The following is a 19,050-nucleotide window of genomic DNA, read 5'->3' on the forward strand; positions in this document are numbered from 1 at the left end:
ACCGGATGAGCTGGATCAAGCCGTCGTACCTCTGGATGGCGTATCGGTGCGGGTGGGGCCGTAAGAAGGACCAGGAGACCGTCCTGGCCGTGGAGGTCACCCGCGCCGGGTTCGAGTGGGCGCTGCGCAACGCCTGCCTGTCGCACTTCGACCCCCGGGTCCACCCCGACCGCGACGCCTGGCGCGAGCGGCTCCGGACGAGCCCCGCTCGGGTGCAGTGGGACCCCGAGCGCGACCTGCACCTGCGCCCGCTCGACCACCGCTCCCTCCAGTTGGGGCTGTCCGGGCAGGCGTCCCACCGCTACGCCGACGAGTGGATCTCGCGTATCACCGACGTCACGCCCCTCACACACGAGATCCACGCCCTGGTGCGCGCTGGCGACCTGGAGGGGGCCGCCGGACTACTGCCCGACGAGCGCCCCTACCCGGTGCCGGAAGGGCTGCTGGACCACCTGGTCCCCGACGTCACTCGAACACCGGCTCGCCCTCACGCACCAGACGCCAGTTGACGGTGTGGAACCCCGCCGGGTCGATGGTCCCGCTCGCGGTGGCGTAGTCGATCAGCGCCTGGCGCACCTCCGCCTGACGGTTGTAGACCACCGGCGCGTCCACGATGTGGGGGAAGTTCCCGCCCCCGGACTGCCGGTAGTTGTTCACCGCCATCACGAACCGCCGGTCGTCGGCCACCTCCCGGCCGTCCAGGGTGAGCGAGGTGATCCGTTCGCCCTCCGGGCGGGAGATGTCGATCTCGTACTCCAGTCCAGCGATCTGGTCGAAGTTGTAGTCCGGGGTCCCGCCCGCGTTGGTGATGGCCTCCGGATCGACCGCCGCATCCGGGGCGACCCTCGCGAAGTAGCGCGCCGAGTGCTCCAGGTAGTCGCGCACCTGGGCTCCGGTCAGCTCGCTGGCCAGCAGCGTGTTGTCGTAGATGTACAAACCGGCCATGTCCCGAATGCTGACGTCCCCGGCGGGGAAGACCGCCGACCGGCTGAACGGCGCCGCGATCGAGATGACCGGCAGGTCGCCCTCGGGGGTGCCCTCCAGCGCCGCGCGGACCGTCTCGATCTGCACGTGCTGGATGTAGTCCACGATCGCGGTGTCGCGCCAGCACGCCTCGGCCGCGCTCAGCTCCTCCACCGACGTGGCGATCACCTGGTTGACGTAGGACACCGCCGTGGCGTGCTGGTCCTCCACGGCCGCCACGATCCGCGGGTCCTCCTCGACCGTGTTGGCGTTGAGGGCCACCGCGCTCTTGGACACCACCCGCCAGCGCCCCCGCTCGCGGCGCAGCGCCAGGTCCATGACCGACAGTCGGCGCCCCCAGTACGACGGCATCGACATGAGCACCCGCTCGCCGGTGACCCGGTTGGTCACGAACCGTTCGGGGACGTCGCGGTGGGCGTGTCCGAACAGGATCGCGTCGATGCCGGGGACCTGCTCGGCGACCATCGCGGAGGCGTTCTCCACCGGGAGGCCGTCCCCGTAGGAGGAGGTGCCGCTGTCCCCGGAGTGGGCGCTGACGATGACGACATCGGCGCCCCGGGCCCGCATGACCGGCACCCAGTGGGCGGCGCTCTCCACCAGGTCGCGGAACTCCAGCTTGCCCTCGACGTGGCGCTTGTCCCACAGGATGGAGCCGGGGTTGGTCAGGCCGAGGACACCGACCGTCAGCGGCTGCCTGCCCGGCTTGTTCGTGGTCTGCACGTGCATGCGCTTGAGGACGTAGGGGCGGTAGGCCGGGTCGTCGGTGCCGTGGTGGACGGCGTTGGCGCCCAGCACCGGGGCGTCCATCTGCTCGATCCAGGCGGCCAGGTGGTCGACGCCGTAGTTGAACTCGTGGTTGCCCAGGGCCACCGCGTCGTATCCGACGGCGTTCATCGCGCGCGCCATCGGGTGGATCTGGCCGGTCTCGGTGAACGGTTCGACGGTGTTGTAGTAGGTGACCAGGGAGGAGCCCTGGATGGTGTCGCCGGAGTCGAACAGCAGGGTGTTGCCGCGGCCGCGCTCGGCGCGGATCTGCTCGATGAGGCTGGACGCCTTGGCGATGCCGATGTGGTCTCCGGCGGAGTCGGCGTACTCCGCGTCGCGGAAGTAGTCCCAGTTGAGGCAGTACCCGTGCAGGTCGGATGTGCCCATCACGGTGATGAGGGCGTCCCTGGCGGAGGACGCGGCGGCGGTGTCGGGCCATCCGGCCACCGCCAGCGCGCTCGCGGCGCTCAGCGCGCCGATGGCGCCGCGTCGGGACAGCGGGGAGTCCTCGGCCATGGGGGCCACCTCCGGGGTGTGGGGGCTACGAAGTCACCCAGGTTAGGGATCCCGGTGGTGTGGCGGAAGTGGGCGCGTGTGAACGAACGGTGCACGTTCCACGCCCGTGGGGTGCCGACGCCGCGGATCGCCGCGGGGGAGACACGCCTCCTCGACCCTGGACCGTCGCGCATCGCCCTCACGACAGGTGTGCCGCGACTCTCGACCTGCCACCGAGCCCGGCCGGAGGCGATGAACTTTATGAACAATAGTGTCCACAATGGTCACAAGGTTTACTCGCGACACTGGTGAGGTCATGCTCAGAGCATCCCACTGAATGAGACCGGCGCCACTGTCCGGAGTGATGCAAGACACACACCGTCTGTGGTAAACGACACCGGTATTCGCTCCAAGGAACGGCGCGATGTTCTCCACCACCAAGGCCACCGCGGGCCCCGGCACCGCAGTCGACGAACCCGTCGTGCGGGTCCCGGACGAGACTTCAGACCTCGCTCCCGGCATCGGTGCCGGGCGCGGCGTGCTCACCGCGGTCCGTGAGTCCCACCGCCTTCCCGGTGTCCTGGCCAGTGCGTCCAGTGCCCGACGCCTGGTCGAGCACTTCCTGCGCCGTCTGGACCGCACCGACCTGGCCGACACGGCGACCCTCATCGTCAGCGAACTGGTCACCAACGCCGTCGAACACGGCCACCCGCCCGTCCACCTGGACCTGACCTGGGCGCAGGGCGGGACGGACCCCGCCCTGCGCCTGGACGTCCACGACCACGGTCGCATCGCCCCGCGCTCCGCGGACGGCCGCGTCGACGACGAGGCCGAATCCGGCCGTGGACTCCTCATCGTCGACCACCTGGCCGCCCGGTGGGGCCTGGCCCCGCACCCCGTCCACGGAACCCACGCCTGGGCCGAGATCGCGACGGTCGCGCCCTAGCGGCACCGCGCCGCGACGACGGATCGCCGCGGGACCGGCATACGTTTGACGGTCCGACCGGTCAGGCCGTGACCGCCTTCTCGTAACCGACCAGGCGCACGCACACGGTCAGTCCGAGCATCGCCTGCTCCAGCTCGGCCAGGGTCGGGAAGCTGGGCGCGATACGGATCGTCGCGTCGCGCGGGTCGTCGCCGTAGGGGTGGGTCGCACCGGCCGGGGTCAGCACGATTCCCGCCTCGGACGCGCGGCGCACCACCTCCTTGGCGCAGCCCTCCGGAACCTCCAACGTGACGAAGTATCCGCCCCGGGGGTCGGTCCACGTGGCCAGACCGGTGCCGCCGAGCTCCTCCTCCAGGATCCGCTGGACGGCGGCGAACTTCGGCTTGAGCAGGTCCCGCTGCCGCTCCATGTGCGCCCGCAGTCCGTCCGCGTCCCGCAGGAAGCGGACGTGGCGCAGCTGGTTGACCTTGTCCGGGCCGATGGAGCGCTTGGAGTTGTTGGCGGTCAGCCAGTCCACGTTGGCCGTGGAGGAACCGAAGAAGCCGACTCCCGCGCCCGCGAAGGTGATCTTGGAGGTGGAACCGAACACGAACGCCCGGTCGGGGTTCCCGCTCTCGGCGCACGCGGCCAGGAGGTCGGCGATCTCGACGGACTCCTCGGTGAGGTGGTGGGCGGCGTAGGCGTTGTCCCAGAAGATGCGGAAGTCCGGGGCCGCGGTCTCCATGCGGGCCAGGCGCGCCACGGTCTCGTCGCCGTAGACGACCCCGTCGGGGTTGCTGTACTTCGGCACGCACCAGATGCCCTTGACCGCCGGGTCCTCGGCCACCAGGCGCTCCACGACGTCCATGTCCGGGCCCGACTCGTTCATCGGGACCGCGACCATCTCGATGCCGAACCGCTCGCAGAGCGCGAAGTGCCGGTCGTAGCCGGGCACCGGGCACAGGAACACGATCCGCTCCTGGTCGGCCCAGCGCGCGTCGGCTCCCGGAAGCACACTCAGCAGAGCGTGGACCAGGCAGTCGTGCATCAGCTCCAGGCTGGAGTTACCGGCGGCCAGGAGCTGCCCGGCCGGTACCTGCAGCACGTCGGCGAAGATCTCGCGGAGCTCGGGCAGGCCTCGAAGGCCGCCGTAGTTGCGCACGTCGGTGCCGTCGGCGGCGGTGTGCAGGTCCCCCGGCAGACTGAGCAGGTCCTCGGAGAGGTCGAGCTGCTCGGGCGCCGGCTTGCCGCGGGTCAGGTCGAGCTTGAGGCCCCGGCCCGCCAGCTCCTTGTAGTCCCGCCGCGCCAGGTCGAGGGACCCGGTCAGGGCGTCGGCGCTCAGCTCGGTGGTCATGGTGGTTCCTCCGGTGTTCTTCACACGATCGCGAGCCTGTCGTGGCCCGTCTCCCCCAAAACCCTGGCACACTCCTCGCCACGCACGTGAAACGGGGCCGAACTCTCCACGGAGGCCAACGGGGGTCGGGTTCGGACGGGGAACGCCGGGGCGCGTTCCCCGGCGGATTCTCGCCCTGCGCGCGTGTCGGACGGTCCCCGTCGACACCCTGGTGGAGGAGGACTGGGGGGACGACCCGCCGCGCAGTGCAACCACCACCCTACAGACCCGTATCCTCCAGCTTCGTCGCCTCATCGCGACCACCCTGGACCCGGACGAACGGACGACGCACCAGGACGCCCTCTCCACAGGCTTCGGGGGTACCGGCTGAGCTGTCAGGCGGTGGAACAGCGCATCGAGGCGGAGGCTCATGGGCCGCCCCGGAACGGTTGCCCCACACGGTGGAAACGCCGGACAATGGTGGAAGAGCCGGTGAGGCTCGAGACGCGCCGTGCCGTTGCCGAACCGACGAGGCAGGGGAGGGTTCCCATGGCCTCTCCAACGCACACAGAGAATCATCCCGTCGATCCGACGATCTACCGTTCTCCGGCGGACGCCATCGCGGCGCCTCCCGAGGAGCTCGCCTACGTCGTCGGGTTCGACCGCGCCGCGCACCGTCCCGACGCGCTGTTCACGGTGTGCACCGACCCGGAGTCGACGTCCTACGGTCGGGTGCTCGGCGTCACGGAGATGCCCAACCTCGGTGACGAGCTGCACCATTTCGGATGGAACGCCTGCTCCAGCGCGCTGGCGCACGAGGGACACCACCACGCCGAGCGCCGGTACCTGTTGATCCCCGGGCTGCGCTCCTCGCGACTGCACGTCCTCGACACCCGCCCCGATCCCACCCGCCCCCGCCTGGTCAAGGTCGTGGAAGCGGCCGAACTCGCCGAGAGGGCCGGCTACTCCCGCCCGCACACCCTCCACTGCGGACCGGACGGGGTCTTCCTGTCCTGTCTGGGGGGCGCGGACGGAAACGACGGACCCGGAGGGGTGGCTCTGCTCGACCACACCACCTTCGAGGTGCTGCGCGCCTGGGAGACGCGGCGGGGACCGCAGCGACTGGCGTACGACGTCTGGTGGCACCTGCGCCACGGGATCGCGGTGACCAGCGAGTGGGGCACCCCCTCGATGGTCGAGGACGGTCTCGACCCGGAACTCCTGCTCGGACGTGAGTACGGCCACGCACTGCACTTCTGGGACCTGGCCTCCGGCGTGCACCGGCAGCGCGTGGATCTGGGAGACGAGCACCAGATGGTGCTGGAGCTGCGTCCCGCCCACGATCCGGAGGCGGACTGGGGCTTCGCCTCGGTCGTCGTGAGCGTCGTGGACCTGTCGGCCTCCGTGTGGCTGTGGTACCGCGACGGTGACGCCTTCTCCGTCCGAAAGGTGGTCACGGTTCCCGCCGTGCCGACTGATCCTGAGCGCCTTCCCCCGGCACTGCGGCCGTTCGGCGCGGTTCCTCCGTTGGTCACCGACATCGACCTGTCGGTCGACGACCGGTGGTTGTACGTGTCGGCGTGGGGGACGGGGGAGTTGATCCAGTACGACGTCACGGATCCCTTCGAGCCCCGACGCACCGCCTCGGTCCGGCTGGGCGGGATCGTCGACGGCGGCCCGCACCCGTCGGCACCGGAGACCCCGCTGACGGGAGGCGCCCAAATGGTGGAGGTCAGCCGGGACGGGAGGCGCGTCTATCTGACGAACTCCCTCTACGGCTCCTGGGACGACCAGTTCTACCCCGGCGGTATCGAACCCTGGCTGGTCAAACTCGACGCGGACACCGACGGGGGCGGGCTCCGGGTCGATCAGCGCTTCTTCCCGCACGGCCGGGACTTCGGGGGACTGCGCGTCCACCAGACACGCCTGGCCGGCGGGGACGCCTCCTCGGACTCGTACTGCTACCGCTGACGGGGCCGTCCGGCTCCCCCGATGGGTTCGGGAACGCCGGGGCGGGCCACCGCCGCTGGGAGCGCGCCGCCCGACGCGCCGGCTCCGGCGCGGGTGGACCTCGCACCGGGGTGCGGCCCCTCGTCCGGACGGGCTCACCGACGATCCGGCCTACGGCGCGGTGAGTCCGGCGTCGAGCGGGCGGGCGGCGACGACGCGGCGGAAGAGGGTCTGGACCGCGGGGGTGACGTCGGTGTCGGTCGGGGTGTGGTGGCAGGGGCCGCTGTAGGCGTGGGTGAGGAAGTCGGCGGTGAGTTCGGGGTCGGGGACGTCGAACTCACCCGCCGCGTGGCCTTGCGTGAGCAGGGTGACGAGTAGGTCGCGGGCGTCGGTCATGGGTTCCTCACCGGTGGTGGCGCCGCCTTCGTGGAAGAGCCGGTGGTAGAGCTCGTGGTGGTCCCGCTCGGCGGCGATCCACGCGGCGACCAGGCCGTCGAGCCGCTCGGTCCAGGTCAGGCCGGGCTGCTGGAGGAGAGCGGTGGGCCTCTGGAGCATGCGGTCCCACATCTGGGCCTGGAGTGCGGCCAGGAGTTCCTGTTTGGAGTCGAAGTAGAGGTAGACCGTGCCCTTGGCGACCCCGGCGCGGGCGGCGACCTTGCTGACGGTCAGCGCCTCGTGGCCGTCTTCCAGCAGGAGGTCGGCCGTGGCCTCGAGGATCTGGCGTCGGCGGACGTCCGGGGGCTGGAAGCGGCCGGCGGGTTGGGCGGGCGTGTCCTCGGGCACGGTCCCTCCTTCGTCTCGTGTGGCTGACCGGCGGTCGGTCAGCCGGTGGCCTCCAGGGTGCCATGCGGCTTGCGGGCGATGACGATGACCGCGTGGTCCTGACCGGGCTCCTGCTCGTGGCCGGGGTGCTGGTGTACGGGCACCGGCGTGCGTGCGGCCCGCAGGATCTCCAGGCCGAGGCCGGTGAAGGCGTCGGTCAGCTCGTCGAGGGTGGCCAGGTCCCCTGGCCGACCCCAGTCACAGGCCTCCTCGTCCCACTCGCCCAGGGCGAGGGTCCCGCCGGGGGCGAGGGCGTTGGCCAGGCAGGCGAGTGTGGCGGTGCGGGCGGGTCCGCGGGACGGCAGCGCGTAGGAGCTCAGGGCGAAGCCGTAGACCTCTTCCGGCGTCCAGGTCGCGCTGTCGGCGACGGCGAGTTCGACCCGGTGGTCCAGTCCTCGGGCACACGCGCTTGCCCGGGTGGAGGCGATGGCGCGGGGCGCCAGGTCCACCGCGGTGACGCGCCAGCCGCGTTCGGCGAGCGCGAGGGCGTTGCCCCCGGCACCGCAGCCCAGGTCCAGGGCCCTGCCCGGGGGAAGGTCGCCGGCGGGGGCGAGGAGCACCGGGTCGGGGTCGGCGGTGTCGCTGCCGTCGCCGGCGTAGAGGTCGTCCCACTCGAAGTCCGGGTACGGGGCCGCCCCGGGTCCATGGGCATGGCCGCTGTCGTGCGCGCCGCAAGCGTGGCCGGTGTTGTGGGTCACAGTTCCTCCAGAGGGAATGGGATCGATCGAATGACCGTTGGTCAGTAGTATGACCGATGGTCATTCGATTTCGTCAAGCCCTACGGAGGCATCCCGTGGACGACACCGCCCAGTACGACACCGTGATCATCGGCGGCGGGCCCGCCGGCCTGACCGCCGCACAGACGCTGACCCGGTACCGCCACCGCACCCTGGTCATCGAGGCGCCCTCCCCACCCCGCAACGCCGCCTCCCGCGGCGTGCACGGCCTGATCGGCCTGGAAGGCGCCACCCCCGACGAACTGCGCACCCACGCCTGGGAGGAGCTGGGACGCTACGGACTGGCCCAGCGGCTCGACGCCACGGTCCGCGAGATCACCCCGCTGAGCGGCGACGGCTTCACCGTGGGCGTGGACGACGGGACCACCGTCTGGGCCCGGAACGTCATCCTGGCCACCGGCGTCATCGACCAGCCCCCCGACGGAGTGGAGGGCTTCGCCGCGTGCTGGGGTCGCACGGTGATCCACTGCCCGTTCTGCGTAGGCGAGGAGAACGCCGACCGCACCTGGGCCCTGGTCTCCGACGAACCCCTCTACCTCGGCATGGCCGCCACCGCCTTCCGCGCCTGGACCGGTGACGCCGTCGCCATCGCCCCGCCCTCACTGCCCGGCGCCGACGAACTGCGCCGGAGCCTGCGCGAGCGGGGCAGCGACCTCGTCCAGGGCGAGATCACCCGTCTGCACCACACCGACGGCGACCTGCACGCCGTGGAACTGGCCGACGGCACCCTCCTGGAACGCCAGACCCTGCTGTGGCCGCGACCCCAGCGGCAGGTTCCCCTCGTCGAACGCCTGGCCAGGGAGTACGGCCTCGCCCTGGACGACGGCTACGTCACCGTGGACGAAGGCCGCCAGACCAGCGTCCCCGGCCTCTACGCCGCAGGCGACCTGACCGGCCGGACCTGGGAACAGGGGGTCGTCCCCGCCGTCACCGCAGGCGCCGCGGCCGCCGACGCCATCCACTTCGCCCGCCTGGCCTGACGGCCCCGACGCCCCACCGGAGCCCTCCGTGCCCGAACGAGAATTCACCGCCTACACCACCCGGCCACCGCCCACATCTTCCGCCTTCGCGCGAACGAGCGGTGGACGCGACCCGGACTCCCCTCCCGCCGCATCCCCGATGTGAAGGAGTCGCGCGCCGCGAGGCACGCGGCATCACCGGGCCTCCCGGCCCGGTCGGAATCCCGGTTCCCTCAGGGCCGGGGGAAGTCAAGAACTCCGGGGCGGGATCGCCGCGGCCGCGGACGATCGCTGAGGTGGTCCACAGGCACACGCGTCGACATGGGCGCCCGACCACGGACCGCGATACGGTTACGAACATGGGTAACACACCGACCAGGCCGTCCACGTCGGCCGAGGACTACGTGAAGGTCATCTACGACCTCCAGGAGCGCGGCACCGGACCGGTGACGATCTCCGGGATGGCCGAGCGGCTGTCGGTGTCCAACTCGTCGGTGTCCGGAATGCTGCGCAAGCTCAACGAGCTCGGCTTCGTCGAGCACCAGCGGTACGGGGCGGTCAGCCTCACCGAGGCCGGAACCAAGGCCGCGCTGTCGGTGCTGCGGCGGCACCGGCTGCTGGAGACCTACCTCGTGGCCGAGCTCGGATACTCGTGGGACGAGGTGCACGACGAGGCCGAGATCCTCGAACACGTGGTGTCGGACAAGTTCGTCGACCGCATCGCCGCCCACCTGGGCGACCCGGTCGTGGATCCGCACGGCGACCCGATCCCGACCAGGGACGGGGACATCGTCGAACGCGAGTCGGTGCTGCTGTCCGACGCCGAGGAGGGCACCCGCGGGGCGATCGTCCGGGTCAACGACAACGACCCCGACCTGCTGCGTTACCTGGCCGACATCGACATCGGCATCGGCATGACCGTGGAGGTCGTCGAGCGCCAGCCCTTCGCCGGGTCGATCCAGATCACCGTGCGCCCCGGCGAGGAGGTGCCCGAGCGGTCGCAGGCCCTGGGCTTGGTGGCCGCCGAGGCGCTGTGGATCTCCCCGGACGCCAAGTAACGGAGGGGGACGGCCGCCGCCTCCGCCGAAGGTCGGCCCCGAGGCGGGGGAGAGGGCCCGTTCGGGGCATCGGTGAGCCGCGTGGCGGGGCGTAGCGCGCTCGACCCGCCGCGCCCCCTCGTTCCCGTACATCGGCGACTTCGCCACCGCACCACCGCCAGCGCCGGACATCGAATCCGACGCCTCGGCGTGTACCGTCGCGCGTCCTGGGACCGACGGCCGACGGGCTGATCGCGCCGACCGGCCCCGCGCCCACCAGGGCGCTGGGCCGGTTCACGCTCTCTCCACCACCCGGACCTCCGTCTACGCGCCCACCTGAGCGGCCGGGACCGTGGTGTGGTCGGTGCGCACCCACCCGACCGGCCGCCGGGCCCCGCCGGTCCACCGCGGTGAACAGGACCGGGCTTCGACGGACGGGACACCCGCGCCCTCGGCCCGGGCCGGACAGGTCCTGAGAACCCGCCAGCCGATCTCCGGCACCGGCTCACCGCCGAACGACCGCCACCGCGGGCCGGACATCCCTGTCACCAGCCCCTTCGCGGAGGGGTGCGCCCCAGGCCGGAACACCGTGTGCTGGCGCCTCTCGTCGCCGGAGGGCTCCGGAAGGAGACGGATGCCCCCTGGCGTCCGAACACGTGACTGGTATCACTGATAACTATTTTCGAGTATCAGCTTGACCATATCAATGAAATCGGTATGTTGTTATCAGTGGAAACACCGAGGGTGGGCCGTCCCCGGCCGCCCTGGAGCCCGCACAGCCACACCACCACTCACCCAGGACAGGGAAGAACACCATGAGAGCCGTACAGGCCGTCGAGGCAGGCCAGCCCTTCACCGTCACCGATATCCCCACGCCGCGGCCCGGACCGGGTCAGGTCCGCGTGCGCGTGCACGCCTGCGGGGTCTGCGGCGGGGACACCCTCGCCCGCGCCGGAATGCTCGGGGTCCGGCTGCCCCGGGTCCCCGGACACGAGATCGCCGGGGTCGTCGACACCGTCGGCGAGGGAGTCAGCGCCTGGAAGGCGGGCGACCGGGTCGGCGTGGGCTGGCACGGCGGACACTGCTTCACCTGCGACGCCTGCCGCGCGGGCGACTTCGTCAACTGCGCCGACCGCACGATCATCGGGCTGCACGCCGACGGCGGGTACGCCGAGTACACCGTGGTGTCCCAGCACGTGCTGGCCCGGGTGCCCGACGCGCTCACCCTGGAGGAGGCCGCGCCTTTGATGTGCGCCGGGATCACCACCTTCAACTCCCTGCGCCACGGCGGCGCCCGCCCCGGCGACACGGTCGCGGTCCAGGGCGTCGGCGGCCTGGGCCACCTGGGTATCCAATACGCCAACAAGATGGGGTTCCGTGTCGTGGCGGTCAACCGCGGAACGGAGAAGGAGGCCACCGCCCGCGAACTGGGCGCCCACGAGTACGTCGACAGCACGAAGGGCAGCGTCGGTGAGGCGCTCGCCCGACTGGGCGGCGCGGCCTTCGTGCTCTCCACCGTCGGCGACAGCCAGGCGCAGGGCGATCTGGTCCAGGGGCTGGCACCCAACGGCCGCCTGGTGATCGTGGCCTCCGAGCACACGCCGGTTCCGGTCGGGCCGGACCCGCTGGTGTTCGGACGCCGGTCGGTCGGTGGCTGGTACAGCGGCCACGCCAAGGACAGTGAGGACGCGATGGCCTTCGCCGCCCTGACCGGGGTGCGGCCGATCGTCCAGACCTACGCGCTGGAGGAGGCCGAGACCGCCTACCAGTCCATGGGCAAGGCCCGGTACCGCGGCGTTCTCACCATGTAGTCCACACCCGGGACCGGGGCTCGGCCGGGCCTCTTGTCATCCGCTCCGGTCAGGCGCGCGGGACGGGCGGGATCGCCTGGTCGAGGCGGTGGAGCAGCACGGTACGGGTGAAGCGCCCGCACCAGATCCCCGCCGCGTCCGCCCTCTCCGTCCCTCTCGAACGGGACGTGCCCCCGAGAGTGGATATCGTGATCCGATATCGGCCTGGGGACACCGGGCTCGTTCCGAGGCGAGATCGAGGAGGCCGGACGTGCGGGACTTCATCCGGGGAGCCATCCGGTTGCACATCCTCCACCACGCCGCCGAGGAGGAGATCCACGGTGCGTGGATGGCTCGGGAGTTGGCCTCCCACGGATACGGCATCAGCCCCGGGACTCTCTATCCCACCCTGCACCGTCTGGAGTCCGACGGTCTGCTGGTCTCCCGGCAGGAGGTGGTGGAGGGGCGTGTCCGGCGCCTCTACCGGGCCACCGAGGCGGGCAGGCGGGTGCTGGAGCAGGACCGGTCGGCGCTCAGGGAGTTGGCGCGTGAGGTCCTGGGCGACCAAGAACCCGGGTGAGCACGACCCCCGCCGCCCGGGCGGCGGGGATCGGTGCGGCGCCTCCGGTGCTCTCACGGAAGGACGGGCCTCGCGCTCGAGGGACAGGAGCTCCGCGCACGCGGTGCTGGTCCGGGCGGGTCTGGGCCCGGCTGGTGTCCAGGGCGCGGGACCCGGGCGTCCGCGGGGCGTTCGGGCGGCCTGAGCCAGGCATCCCCGCACATCCCGTGGCGGGAGGGAACCCCTCAGGGAGTTCCCTCCCCCTCAGGGTGGGAAGCGGTCAAAGAGCGAGGAGGCCGACCGCGCTGGCCCCCAGGACGACCGCCCAGGCTGGGGCGCGCCACACCGCCAGGGCCACGAACGCGACCGCGGCCAGGGCCATCGTCTCGGGCGAGACGACTCCCCGGGTGAAGACCGGGTCGTACAGGGCCGCGGCGAGGATCCCCACCACCGCCGCGCCCGCTCCGGCCATCGCCCGCCTGGCACGCGGTGCGGTGCGCAGCCGTTCCCAGAACGGCAGCGCGCCCACCACCAGCAGCGCCGAGGGCAGGAAGACCGCCCCCACGGCGATCGCCGCCCCCAGCAGCGGGCTGCCCGCCACGGGCATGAGCGCGCCCAGGTAGGCGGCGAAGGTGAACAGGGGGCCGGGAACGGCCTGCGCGGCGCCGTATCCGGCCAGGAACGACTCGTGGTCCACCGCTCCGGTGCCCACCACCTCGGTCTCCAGCAGCGGTAGGACCACGTGCCCGCCACCGAAGACCAGTGATCCGGCGCGGTAGAAACCGTCCACCGTTCCCGCGGCCGTGGTGCCGGTCAGCGCGGCCACCGCGGGCAGACCCGCCAGCAGGGCCGCGAACACCACCAGGCAGGCCACGGCGGTCCGGCGCCGCACGGGAATGCCCGCCCCGGCCACGTCGTCGGTGGTCGTCACCGCGGTGAGCCAGAACACGCCCGCCAGGGCTCCCAGGGTGATGGCCGCGACCTGGCTCAGGGCCGAGGGCAGCAGCAGGACCAGGACCAGGGCGGCGACCGCGATCGTGGCCTGGCGCCGCCCCGAGGCCAGGCTCCTGGCCATGCCGACCACGGCGTGGGCGACCACGGCCACCGCCGCCGCCTTCAGACCCAGCAGCCACCCGGCTCCGGGTTGGGCGCCGATGGCCTGTGCCCCCAGGGCGAAGGCGGTCAGCAGGACGACCGAGGGAAGGGTGAAGGCGACCCAGGCGGCGGCCATCCCGGCGTATCCGGCGCGGCGCAGTCCGATGGCCATGCCGACCTGGCTGGAGGCGGGTCCGGGCAGGAACTGGCACAGTGCCACCAGGTCGGCGTAGGCGGCCTCACCGAGCCAACCGCGACGCACCACGAACGCGTCGCGGAAGTAGCCCAGGTGCGCCACCGGTCCGCCGAACGAGGTCAGCCCCAGCAGCAGGAAGGACCGGAAGACCTCACCGGCTGTCCCGTGTGCGGTCGTGGTGGGTGCCGCCACGGCTCGGCCGCTCATCCGCGCACCGCCCGGCGGATTCCCGTCATCGGCGGAGGCAGGGTCATGGTCGGGCTCCTTCACGGCGGGAGGTCCGGATCGAACATCGTGTTCCGATATCGGGAGACGATATCGAAAACGAGTGCGGGGCCGTGGGGGAGGGGTGGTTCCCCGGGGCGGGGGCCGTCGTCGGTGACGCGGACGGCCAGTTGGAAGCGGAGGCGTTCGATCTCGACGCGCGTGGTTCCGCCCGGCAGGCCGGACGCGGTGTGCGCGTGGGAGTTGGTGACGAGCTCGGACACCACCATCGCCACGTCCCGCGCCAGGCGGACGCCGGAGTGCGAGACCTGGGCCGCCCACCGGCGGGCGACCGAGACGTCGCCGGGGTCGGAGCCGACCACGAGGCGGGAGGTGGTCGCGGTGCCGCAGAGGCGCCGGGGAAGCCGTGGCGGTTCGGGAACCGGGGCGGCACAGTGCATTTGTCTTTCCTGTCTTTTTCGTAAGAAGTGAGACCACACCCCGGGTCGGTGGAATCGGCGCCGAGGATTTTCTGGATTTGTCCTTTTTAAGATCTGTCGCAGCGGAGCCGAAGTAGAGCAGCGAAGGGGTGTGAGACCACGGTCGCACGCCCTTTTCGTCGCCCCGCCGTGAATCCGGTAACGGCTCACGGGCATTGGGGAAAGGCGCCGGAGCTTTTTCGGCCGACCGATTCCTGTGGGTTGTCGAGATTCGCCGCGCCCGCCCGATCACGTTCGGTAGTGTCCCGGTCGTGCCAACCATCGAACACGAGTTTCTGGTCGAACTCTTCCAGAACGCACCCGACCTCGCCCCCCGACTGGTGTCCCACGTCTTCGGGATCCAGGTCCCGTCGTACGCGGCGGCACGCCTGGAGTGCGGGAACCTGAACGACGTCCTGCCCACGGAGTACACCGCGGACTCCGTGATCACCCTGCGGGACCCCGCCCGCGTACGCACACTCGGCAAGAGGAGGAGCGACGCGACCGCGGCCATCATCGTGGAGATCCAACGGGGCAAGGACCAGGGCAAACCCCTGAGCTGGCCGGTGTACCTGACCACGCTGCGGGCGAGACTGCTGGGAGCCCCCACCTACCTCGTCACGCTGTGTCCCGATCGAGCGGTGGCCGCGTGGGCGTCCCAGCCGATCCCGATGGGCCACCCCGGCTACGACCTTCAGCCGTTGGTGATCGGCCCGGACGAGGCTCCGGTCGTCGCCGATCCGGTGGAGATCGGACGGTCGCCGGAGCTCGGGGTGTTGTCCGCCCTGGTCCATTCGGCCGCGCGGCCGGAACTGGTGGACGGCCTGATGGAGGGGCTGTCCAAGATCGACCCCGACCGCGCGGCGAACTACACTCAATTTGTCATGGCGCTGCTCGACGGGGCGGCGAAGGAACGCATGGAGGCGATTGTGGCGTCTGCGATCTACGAGTTCAGCACCCCGTTCACCGAGCAGTACGTGGCCAAGGGCCGCGCCGAAGGCGAAGCCGCGGCGATCCTGGAAGTCCTGGACGAGCGGGGTATCGCGGTGGGCGATGAGGTGCGCGAGCGCGTCACCGCGTGCACGGACCAGGAGCAGCTTCAGGCGTGGGTGCGCCGTGCCGTCAGGGTCGAGACCGCCGAGGAGCTCTTCGACTGAGGTCGAGCCCCACTGATGCCCCAGATGCCCGTACGGTTGGAGTGACCGTCCTCGCGCCATCCGTCCCCTTCCGCCGCGAGACGGATACAGCTCAGGTGATCACACCCCACCGCCATCCTGTCTCCGCCGGGCGGCACGATGGCGCCCTGGTCGGAGAGTGCACGTACGGCGGTATATGACAGCCAGCACCGCGAGCTGGGGCACCTGGGCTTCGTTCCCCATGAGTGGACCGCGCTCGTGACCTCGGTGCGCGTAGCCGAGTAGGCGACTCCGCTTCGGTGCCCGCCAGGCTGAATCCGGCGGGCACCGAGCCCCTCACCCACCCAGCGCGGCGTCGATCAGATCCACGAGCTGTTCGGCGGCCGCCGCCGTGTCGTACTCCGGGTCGCTGAGCCGCTCGGCGACGATCCCGTCGATCGCCCCGCCGACGATGATCGCCAGCGTTCGCGTGTCCCGACCCGCGTGTGCTCCGCGCGCCCGCCGCGCGCCGTCGATGATCTCCGCCAGCGGCCCCCATCGCTCCGCCGGCTCGTATCCCTCACCGCCGTGCGTCAGCGCCTCGGTGATCATCCGCGTGTGCCTCGGGTGCTCCCGCAGGTACCCGACCATGGAACGCACGTAGGCGGCCGGCGCCCCCTCGGGCGCGGCGGCCTCGACCTCCGCCGCCACGTGCCCCGCCAGCTCCGACAACACGTGGTCGCGCGCCGCCCGCACGACGGCGTCCTTGGACGGGAAGTGGTACAGCACCGCCGCCTTCGTGATGCCCGCGCGCTCTGCGATCCCGGACAGCGCGACACCGGCGAAGCCCCGGTCGGCGACCAGTTCGACGGTCGCCTCGATCAGTTGGGCGCGCCGCGCGCGCTCGGTCAGGGTCAGCTCCCCCGACTTCGACCTCGTCCTTGCCATGCCGGTGATTCTACCGTACGGTCAAATTACTAACCGATCGGTTAAAGGACCTCGTATGGGCACACGACACCCCAGTCCGCGACGGCGGTGGCTGGTCATCACGGGAATCTGCGTCCTCACCGCCCTGGTCGCGGCGGCGGCCCTGCGCTCACCCTCTCCGGTGGGCCACTGGAACAGCTCCCAGGGGCGCGACGAGTTCGCCGAGGTGTACGCCGAGGCCTTCGCCGCCCTACCCGAACCGGAGCGGACCCTCGACGTGCGCACGGACTTCGGTATCGTGCGCGCCTACCGCTTCGCGGGCGACGGTGACGCCTCCGCGCCCCTCGTGCTGCTGCCGGGGCGGGCGTCGGCGAGCCCCGTATGGGCCGACAACCTGCCCTCGCTGCTGGATATCGGCGACGTCTACACGATCGACCTCCTGGGCGAACCCGGTATGAGCGTCCAGGACCGCCCGATCGAGAACGACGCGGACCAGGCCCGGTGGCTCCACCAGGCGCTCGACGGCCTCCCGGAGGACGGCTTCCACGTCGTGGGCCTGTCGATCGGCGGATGGACGGCGGCCAACCTCGCCACCCGGCAACCGGACCTGATCGAGACGCTCACGCTCATCGACCCCGTGCACGTCTTCTCCGACATACCGCTGGGCACGGTCGTGCGCGCCCTCCCTGCCGCCCTGCCCTGGCTGCCCCGGTCCTGGCGGGACGGGTTCAACTCCTGGACAGCGGGCGGAGTGCCGGTGGAGGACGTCCCCGTGGCGGACATGATCGAGGCGGGGATGCGGCACTATACCCTGCGCCTGCCCCAGCCGACCAGGATCAGCGAGGAGGAACTGGGCCGCCTCGGCATGCCCGTCCTGGCGGTCATCGCCGGGGACTCGGTGATGCACGACGCCGAGGAGGCCGTGGCGACAGCAGAGCGAACCCTGGCCCCGGGGGAGGGCGGCGGCACCGTACGCCTCTACCCGGACGCCTCCCACGCCGTCAGCGGCGAGCACCCGGAGGAGATCGCGGCCGACGTCGCGGCGTTCGTCGGCCGAGGCTGAGAGGACACCTCACGGCACCGGCGTTCATCTCCGGCCTGTCGGCGCCGCGCGGGAACAGGCCACGGCCGCCGCCTCGCCGCGGCCGCCGCGCACCAGGCGCGGGCACGGGTCCAGCGCCGGCATGGCACGCCCCTCAGACCCGGGAGGGGGAGAGCCGGGTGCTGACCCCGCTGATCGTCCGCTCGAACATCCGGGTCGCCGTGCCGCGGGGCATGAGGACGGCCGCGCGCAGGGCGGCCTCGCTCTGGAGCAGGGTCCGCGGCCCCGAGGTCGCGATGCCCCGGGTGGCCGCATCGGCCGCCTTCACGGCCTGGCGGTCACGGCTGCGCCCGTAGGCGCGCAGGGCCGCCGCCGGATCGTCGTCGGCACCGAGTCCGTCGAGGGCGCGCAGGAGCGCCGCGACGTCCTCCAGCCCCTGCCCGGCTCCCTGGGCCAGGATGGGGGGCATCGTGTGCACCGCGTCGCCGATGAGGGCGCACCTGCCGCTCGACCACCGCAGCGGCGCGGGGTGCCGCCGGTGCGGGAAGAGTGCGAGGTCCCTGCCCGTCAGCGCGTCCAGGAGCCGGGTGACGGGAGGCGCCCAGCTCCGGTACCGGTTCCGCAGGAGGGTGAGTGCCTCCCCCGGACCGGCCTGGCCGTCCTCCTGACGCAGCCGGAAGTCGATGAGCCAGTTGACCTTGCCCCCTCCCGCGGGGTTGATCCCGACCCCGCCCTCCCGTCCGAGGAACATCAGGGCTCGGGAACCGAGGTCGAACGGCGCGTCGACGAGGCCCTGCCACGTGGCCACGCCGGTGGGCCGCGCGGTCAGGGCGGAGCCGAAGAGCGCGGTGCGCACCCGGGAGTTGACTCCGTCGGCGCCGATGAGCAGGTCAGCGGAGTACTCGGCGCCGTCCTCGGTCGCCACACGCACGACCCGGCCGTCGTCGTGGACGTGTGCGCAGTGGGCGCCGAAGCGGAAGATCTCCTCGGGCAGGTCCTCGACGAGTCGGGCGAGCAGTGTCGGTCGGGTGATCCCCAGTGTCGGGGCGCCGAACCGCTCCTCCAGCCGTACGGTGTCCACGGACATCACCGGACGCCCGCGGGAGCTGTGGGCGTCGAGGGCCTCGATGCGTTCTCCCGCTCCGTTCAGGCGGACCCCGAGGTCGCCCAGGACCGTGGTGCCGTTGGGCCACAGGACGATCGCACAGCCGGTGTCGCGTAGGGCGGGTGCCCGCTCGAGCACGGTCACCTCGTGCCCCGCGGCCAGGAACCCCTTGGCCGCCGCCGTTCCCGTGATTCCCGCCCCGACGATGAGCACGCGCATGACCGACCCCACATCCACGACCTTGAGTAGTACTACACCTAGTCGTACAGCTGGTTCCGGAGGGGCGGACACCGGGGCGGGGAAACGTCCCCCCGTCCTGGTCACGGGGGCGGCACGGTGGTCGCACCGGGGGAGGCGCCACATCCGCGAGTTCACGTACCGGCGGCGGACCCGGTCCGCCTCGCCCTGACCGTCTTCACGGCCGGGGCGGCGCCCGAGCCCCGGCCCCCGCATCGGATGGCCCGGGCGGCGCCCCCGTGACCGGAAGACGCCGCCCGGATACCGCCGTGCGCGCCGCCACGCCGTGGCCGA

Annotated in this window: 17 protein-coding genes; 9 read left to right on the forward strand and 8 right to left on the reverse strand. The window is 71.7% G+C overall.

The window, feature by feature from the left end; all coding sequences use genetic code 11:
* A partial coding sequence (locus tag D471_RS33025) for a DUF4291 domain-containing protein (protein ID WP_017597552.1) occupies positions 1-509 on the forward strand: 509 nt, incomplete at its 5' end.
* On the opposite strand, the gene D471_RS0104645 is transcribed toward D471_RS33025, so the two are convergent.
* Entirely contained in the window at positions 466-2,265 is a 1,800-nt protein-coding gene (locus D471_RS0104645; RefSeq protein WP_017597553.1) for a bifunctional metallophosphatase/5'-nucleotidase, read from the reverse strand. The genes D471_RS33025 and D471_RS0104645 overlap by 44 nt on opposite strands.
* A gap of 403 nt (positions 2,266-2,668) precedes the next feature.
* Between D471_RS0104645 and D471_RS0104650 the strand changes: the two genes are divergently transcribed.
* The gene (locus tag D471_RS0104650) at positions 2,669-3,190 is read left to right on the forward strand and encodes an ATP-binding protein (protein WP_017597554.1); all 522 of its coding nucleotides are present in this window, start codon (positions 2,669-2,671) and stop codon (positions 3,188-3,190) included.
* A gap of 61 nt (positions 3,191-3,251) precedes the next feature.
* On the opposite strand, the gene D471_RS0104655 is transcribed toward D471_RS0104650, so the two are convergent.
* Positions 3,252-4,523, reverse strand: coding sequence for an aminotransferase class I/II-fold pyridoxal phosphate-dependent enzyme (locus D471_RS0104655; protein WP_017597555.1), 1,272 nt, complete (start codon positions 4,521-4,523; stop codon positions 3,252-3,254).
* Between the two features lie 528 nt (positions 4,524-5,051).
* Here D471_RS0104655 and D471_RS0104665 point away from each other — a divergent pair.
* Positions 5,052-6,473 carry a selenium-binding protein SBP56-related protein gene (locus tag D471_RS0104665; RefSeq protein ID WP_017597557.1) on the forward strand — a complete coding sequence of 474 codons (1,422 nt, stop codon included), beginning with the start codon at positions 5,052-5,054 and terminating at the stop codon, positions 6,471-6,473.
* A 150-nt stretch (positions 6,474-6,623) separates the two neighbouring features.
* On the opposite strand, the gene D471_RS0104670 is transcribed toward D471_RS0104665, so the two are convergent.
* Both D471_RS0104670 and D471_RS37520 read right to left on the reverse strand, forming a co-directional pair.
* Positions 6,624-7,235 carry a TetR/AcrR family transcriptional regulator gene (locus D471_RS0104670; protein WP_017597558.1) on the reverse strand — a complete coding sequence of 204 codons (612 nt, stop codon included), beginning with the start codon at positions 7,233-7,235 and terminating at the stop codon, positions 6,624-6,626.
* A gap of 38 nt (positions 7,236-7,273) precedes the next feature.
* Positions 7,274-7,972, reverse strand: coding sequence for an SAM-dependent methyltransferase (locus D471_RS37520; protein ID WP_017597559.1), 699 nt, complete (start codon positions 7,970-7,972; stop codon positions 7,274-7,276).
* 95 nt (positions 7,973-8,067) lie between these two features.
* On the opposite strand from D471_RS37520, the gene D471_RS33035 reads away from it, so the two are divergent.
* The 4 genes from D471_RS33035 to D471_RS0104700 all read left to right on the forward strand — a co-directional run bounded on the left by D471_RS33035 (position 8,068) and on the right by D471_RS0104700 (position 12,377).
* On the forward strand, positions 8,068-8,991 hold the full coding sequence (locus D471_RS33035) for an NAD(P)/FAD-dependent oxidoreductase (protein ID WP_017597560.1): 924 nt from the start codon (positions 8,068-8,070) through the stop codon (positions 8,989-8,991).
* A gap of 338 nt (positions 8,992-9,329) precedes the next feature.
* Complete coding sequence (locus D471_RS0104685) at positions 9,330-10,028, forward strand: metal-dependent transcriptional regulator (RefSeq protein WP_017597561.1); 699 nt, start codon at positions 9,330-9,332, stop codon at positions 10,026-10,028.
* Positions 10,029-10,822: 794 nt separating this feature from the next.
* Positions 10,823-11,818, forward strand: a complete 996-nt coding sequence (locus D471_RS0104695; RefSeq protein ID WP_017597563.1) for an alcohol dehydrogenase — start codon at positions 10,823-10,825, stop codon at positions 11,816-11,818.
* Between the two features lie 250 nt (positions 11,819-12,068).
* Complete coding sequence (locus tag D471_RS0104700; protein ID WP_017597564.1) at positions 12,069-12,377, forward strand: PadR family transcriptional regulator; 309 nt, start codon at positions 12,069-12,071, stop codon at positions 12,375-12,377.
* Positions 12,378-12,636: 259 nt separating this feature from the next.
* On the opposite strand, the gene chrA is transcribed toward D471_RS0104700, so the two are convergent.
* Together chrA and D471_RS33040 are read right to left on the reverse strand one after the other, a co-directional pair.
* Complete coding sequence (gene chrA, locus D471_RS0104705) at positions 12,637-13,854, reverse strand: chromate efflux transporter (protein ID WP_026127412.1); 1,218 nt, start codon at positions 13,852-13,854, stop codon at positions 12,637-12,639.
* 59 nt (positions 13,855-13,913) lie between these two features.
* Positions 13,914-14,312, reverse strand: coding sequence for an ATP-binding protein (locus D471_RS33040; RefSeq protein ID WP_017597566.1), 399 nt, complete (start codon positions 14,310-14,312; stop codon positions 13,914-13,916).
* Between the two features lie 290 nt (positions 14,313-14,602).
* Between D471_RS33040 and D471_RS0104715 the strand changes: the two genes are divergently transcribed.
* The gene (locus D471_RS0104715; RefSeq protein WP_017597567.1) at positions 14,603-15,487 is read left to right on the forward strand and encodes a hypothetical protein; all 885 of its coding nucleotides are present in this window, start codon (positions 14,603-14,605) and stop codon (positions 15,485-15,487) included.
* Between the two features lie 315 nt (positions 15,488-15,802).
* Here the strand turns inward: D471_RS0104715 and D471_RS0104720 are convergent, their stop codons facing one another.
* Entirely contained in the window at positions 15,803-16,393 is a 591-nt protein-coding gene (locus D471_RS0104720) for a TetR/AcrR family transcriptional regulator (RefSeq protein WP_017597568.1), read from the reverse strand.
* 55 nt (positions 16,394-16,448) lie between these two features.
* On the opposite strand from D471_RS0104720, the gene D471_RS0104725 reads away from it, so the two are divergent.
* The gene (locus D471_RS0104725; RefSeq protein WP_017597569.1) at positions 16,449-17,435 is read left to right on the forward strand and encodes an alpha/beta fold hydrolase; all 987 of its coding nucleotides are present in this window, start codon (positions 16,449-16,451) and stop codon (positions 17,433-17,435) included.
* A 133-nt stretch (positions 17,436-17,568) separates the two neighbouring features.
* Here the strand turns inward: D471_RS0104725 and D471_RS0104730 are convergent, their stop codons facing one another.
* Positions 17,569-18,738 (reverse strand): FAD-dependent oxidoreductase, encoded by a 1,170-nt coding sequence (locus D471_RS0104730; RefSeq protein ID WP_026127413.1) that lies wholly within the window; start codon positions 18,736-18,738, stop codon positions 17,569-17,571.
* Positions 18,739-19,050: the final 312 nt, after the last annotated feature.

This window comes from Nocardiopsis lucentensis DSM 44048 (assembly GCF_000341125.1).
Lineage (GTDB): Bacteria > Actinomycetota > Actinomycetes > Streptosporangiales > Streptosporangiaceae > Nocardiopsis > Nocardiopsis lucentensis.

Bases quoted from the DNA above. Each gene is read 5' to 3' on its own strand.
- D471_RS0104645 (WP_017597553.1), bottom strand. From the start codon at position 2,265: ATGGCCGAGGACTCCCCGCTGTCCCGACGCGGCGCCATCGGCGCGCTG.
- D471_RS0104650 (WP_017597554.1), top strand. From the start codon at position 2,669: ATGTTCTCCACCACCAAGGCCACCGCGGGCCCCGGCACCGCAGTCGAC.
- D471_RS0104655 (WP_017597555.1), bottom strand. From the start codon at position 4,523: ATGACCACCGAGCTGAGCGCCGACGCCCTGACCGGGTCCCTCGACCTG.
- D471_RS0104665 (WP_017597557.1), top strand. From the start codon at position 5,052: ATGGCCTCTCCAACGCACACAGAGAATCATCCCGTCGATCCGACGATC.
- D471_RS0104685 (WP_017597561.1), top strand. From the start codon at position 9,330: ATGGGTAACACACCGACCAGGCCGTCCACGTCGGCCGAGGACTACGTG.
- D471_RS0104695 (WP_017597563.1), top strand. From the start codon at position 10,823: ATGAGAGCCGTACAGGCCGTCGAGGCAGGCCAGCCCTTCACCGTCACC.
- chrA (WP_026127412.1), bottom strand. From the start codon at position 13,854: ATGAGCGGCCGAGCCGTGGCGGCACCCACCACGACCGCACACGGGACA.
- D471_RS33040 (WP_017597566.1), bottom strand. From the start codon at position 14,312: ATGCACTGTGCCGCCCCGGTTCCCGAACCGCCACGGCTTCCCCGGCGC.
- D471_RS0104720 (WP_017597568.1), bottom strand. From the start codon at position 16,393: ATGGCAAGGACGAGGTCGAAGTCGGGGGAGCTGACCCTGACCGAGCGC.
- D471_RS0104725 (WP_017597569.1), top strand. From the start codon at position 16,449: ATGGGCACACGACACCCCAGTCCGCGACGGCGGTGGCTGGTCATCACG.
- D471_RS0104730 (WP_026127413.1), bottom strand. From the start codon at position 18,738: ATGCGCGTGCTCATCGTCGGGGCGGGAATCACGGGAACGGCGGCGGCC.